Source organism: Pseudomonas sp. 34 E 7 (assembly GCF_900005715.1).
GTDB lineage: Bacteria > Pseudomonadota > Gammaproteobacteria > Pseudomonadales > Pseudomonadaceae > Aquipseudomonas > Aquipseudomonas orientalis_A.
Genome location: NZ_CVTX01000194.1, coordinates 1 through 3,746, shown reverse-complemented (window position 1 = coordinate 3,746; position 3,746 = coordinate 1). Strand labels below are relative to the sequence as shown.

The following is a 3,746-nucleotide window of genomic DNA, read 5'->3' as shown; positions in this document are numbered from 1 at the left end:
AGGGGCGGTCATAGGGGGATCGAATCATCATGGCAGTTGTTGCTCCAGCGGGCTGCCCAGCACTTTGAGGTATTCCAGCAGCGCCCAGCGTTCCTGTGGCAGCAAGCCACGGCCGATGACGCCGTTGCCACGCTGACCGGCACGGAATTCGTGGCCGCTGTTGTGGTTGCCGGTGATTTTGGTATTGAACACAAAGGCATTCTTGAACGCGCCGGTCTCAAAGCCGAGATGGCGCGGATCGTAGTTGAAGGTGCCTTTATAGAAGGTGGTGCTGCGCTCGTCCTGGGGCGAGAGCAACTGGTAGATCGTCGGCACCGAACCGTTATGCAGGAACGGCGGCGTTGCCCAGACGCCAGCCAGTGGCCGCGCTTTGTAGGCGCGCAACTCGCGCACACCGATGGGCAGGCCGTACCCGTCCAGGCGCGGGCGTTCGGCCGGGGTCACGCCGGCGGCGCGGTAAGCGTGGTCCTCGACGAACGCGGTGACGTAGGCCAGGCCCTTGGCCACGGACATCTTTTTCAGGTCCAGTGGCTCGGTGGGCGTGGGGTGCAGTTGGACGTTGAGCCCGGCCAGCTCCGCCGGGTCCCATTGCAGGGCACTGAGGTCGTAGCGCTGGTCGGCGATGTTGTTGGCGGTGCCGGGGTCGGTGCCGATGTAGTCCACCGGCAGCATCTTCAGTTGCTGCACCGGCCGGCCGCCTTCTTGCGTGACGGTGGGCACGTGACAGCCGGCGCAGTTCTCGGCGAACAATGCGCGGCCCTGGGCGGCAAGGGGCTTGTCGATGGCGCCGAACAGGTCTTCGGGCCAGGTGGGTGGCTTGAGACGTTGCAAGGTCTCTTCGATCAGGTTCAGGTCGCGCACGCGTACGCTGGAAGGGTAGCGCGCATCGCCCTGCAGGGGCTGGCCGGCGCTGTCGAAGAAGTCCAGGGTCGCGCCGACGCCGAGGGCTTCACCGATGTTGCGGGCCATGGGCTGCTGGGCCGAACCGTTCCATTGCACCCAGTCGAAGGTCCATATATCCCACAATTGCGGGTAGTCCACCGGCGCGTTGGCGATGCGATAGTTCTGCGGGGAAATGGCATCGCCAAAGCTGGCATTGGCGATGCGGCCGAAGGCGTCGGTGCGGCCCGGCCCTTCTTCGGTGGGGTATAGGCCACGGTGGGTATCGTTCCAGGCAACCTTGAGGAAGCGGTTCAGCGACTGCTTGAAGTCCTGGCGCAGTTGGCTGTGCTCGGCGTCGTAGCGCTCCCCCAGGACCTGGCGGGCGAAGCGCTCGAATTTCCACGGGTTGTAATAAGTCGCCGCAAGGCTGGCGACCAGGGCCTGGCCGAAGCTGCCGCCGCGCAGGGTCGGCACGCTCGACGGCAGTACATGCTGGGCGGAGCCGCCATCGATACGCAGGGCCTGGCCTTTGAAGTGCAGCTCGCCGGTGTGGCAGGCGGCGCAGGTGATATCCAGGTATTCAACGTTGCTGCCCGCATTTTTATGCCGGGCGAAACCCACCGGCAGGTTGCCGGGGTTTTGCGCGCTGGGCGCTTGCCGCGGGTCCACCAGGAAGCCGAAGCGGGCCAGGTACTCCGGCGAGGCAAAACGGCGCTCGGAAAAGGGCAGCTCCAGCGCGGTGAACCAGTCGTAGTGCAGGCCTTTGACCTGAGTGCCCTGGGGCGTGAAGTAATAGGTCTGGCGGTCGGCGGCACTCCATTGGTCCTGATAGTGCACCTGCTCCACGGGCACGTAGTCCGGCAGCCTGGGGTTGATCGTGTAATAGAGCACCACGGCCAGAATCAGGCCCAGTACCAGGAGGATCAGGAGTAAGACACGGGTGAAAATGCGCAAGTTAACTATCCTTGTCGGTTGTTCGCGTTGTTATGCCACTACGCCAAGGGGGCGGCAAGTGGCCATGAGTCTGGAGTGACAGGTCCCACGATCCGTCGCGGACCTGCATCATGAATGAAATTGCTTTTAAACACGTGAACTTATCAGACGTTTCCTGCTCACATGCCGGTAGCCATTGGTCGTGGCCGCCTGATAAGCTCGCGACTTTATTCGAATGCCCTTTTGGCGCATGAACAAGGAAATAGCATGAAACAGCATCGGTTGGCGGCGGCGGTGGCCCTGGTTAGCCTGGTACTTGCGGGTTGTGATTCGCAGACCAGCGTAGAGCTGAAAACCCCGGCGCAGAAAGCTTCCTACGGCATCGGCCTGAACATGGGCAAAAGCCTTGCTCAAGAAGGCATGGATGACCTGGACTCCAAAGCGGTAGCCCAAGGCATTGAAGATGCTGTCGGCAAGAAAGAACAGAAGCTCAAGGATGACGAACTGGTTGAAGCCTTTGCCGCACTGCAAAAGCGCGCTGAAGAACGCATGACCAAAATGAGTGAAGAGTCGGCAGCGGCCGGCAAGAAATTCCTCGAAGACAACGCCAAGAAAGACGGCGTGGTCACCACTGCTTCCGGTCTGCAGTACAAGATCGTGAAGAAAGCCGACGGCGCCCAGCCCAAGCCTACCGACGTCGTGACGGTTCACTACACCGGCAAGCTCACCAACGGCACTACCTTTGACAGCTCCGTGGACCGTGGCAGCCCGATTGACCTGCCGGTCAGCGGCGTGATCCCGGGTTGGGTCGAAGGCCTGCAACTGATGCACGTTGGCGAGAAGGTCGAGTTGTACATTCCGTCCGACCTGGCTTACGGCGCCCAGAGCCCGAGCCCGGCGATTCCAGCCAATTCCGTGCTGGTATTTGACCTGGAGTTGCTGGCCATCAAGGACCCAGCCAAGGCTGAAGCGGCTGACGCACCTGCTGCACCTGCCGCCAAGAAGTAATCGGCGCAGCGAATAACGACAACGCCCCGTTTCGACGGGGCGTTGTTGTTTTCGCCGACGGGTATTTACCTGGCTCCCTGCGATCTAATTGTGGGAGGGGGGCTTGCTCCCGATGGCGGCCTCGGGGCCGACCAGGATGTTGAGTCGATCCCGGTCCAAATGTGGGAGGGGGCTTGCCCCCGATGGCGGCCTCAGGGCCGACCAGGATGTTGGATTGGGTTGAGTACATATCCGTTTCTGCGGTAACGGCTACTTAGGGTTCCGCCCTGACGGCGGCTCACTTTTGAAAAGCGCAAAAGTAAGCAAAACGCTCTTGCCCCACCACTCGGCACCTCGCCTAGGCTCGGTGTGCCCTCTCTCCGGCTTGAATCCGTGGGCCGCCGCAATGGGCCATCCCTGGCCCAGTGCGGCTAACCCGGCGTCCTGCCGGGTTGCCCACGGATTCAAGCCTGCGTTCGGCCAGCGTGGTTTAACGGGGCGCCTGAGATCAAAAGCAAAAGCGCGGCGGCCTTAGAGCCGACCGGTATTTTGTGTCGATCCTGGCCAAAATGTGGGAGGGGGCTTGCCCCCGATGACGGCCTCAGGGCCGACCAGGATGTTGAGTCGATCCCGGTCCAATGTGGGAGGGGGCTTGCCCCCGATGGCGGCCTCGGGGCCGACCAGGATGTTGAGTCGATCCCGGTCCAAATGTGGGAGGGGGCTTGCTCCCGATGGCGGCCTCAGGGCCGACCAGGATGGTGGATTGGGTTGAATACATATCCGTTTCTGCGGTAACGGCCACTTAGGGTTCCGCCCTGACGGCGGCTCACTTTTGAAAAGCGCAAAAGTGAGCAAAACGCTCTTGCCCCACCACTCGGCACCTCGCTCATGCTCGGTGTGCCCGAACGCAGGCTTGAATCCGTGGGCCGCCGCAATGGGCCATC

At 62.1% G+C, this 3,746-nt stretch carries 2 protein-coding genes; one reads left to right on the top strand and one right to left on the bottom strand.

The features are described 5' to 3' along the window. Positions 1–27: 27 nt before the first annotated feature. A complete protein-coding gene (locus BFP96_RS28175; RefSeq protein WP_065937436.1) occupies positions 28–1,836 on the bottom strand; it encodes a di-heme-cytochrome C peroxidase in 1,809 nt (602 codons plus the stop codon). A gap of 246 nt (positions 1,837–2,082) precedes the next feature. Between BFP96_RS28175 and BFP96_RS28170 the strand changes: the two genes are divergently transcribed. Beyond that, positions 2,083–2,823 carry an FKBP-type peptidyl-prolyl cis-trans isomerase gene (locus BFP96_RS28170; protein WP_003190133.1) on the top strand — a complete coding sequence of 247 codons (741 nt, stop codon included), beginning with the start codon at positions 2,083–2,085 and terminating at the stop codon, positions 2,821–2,823. Positions 2,824–3,746 lie beyond the last annotated feature (923 nt).

Excerpts from the sequence above, each read along its gene's own strand:
- BFP96_RS28170 (WP_003190133.1), top strand. The coding sequence starts at position 2,083 with ATGAAACAGCATCGGTTGGCGGCGGCGGTGGCCCTGGTTAGCCTGGTA.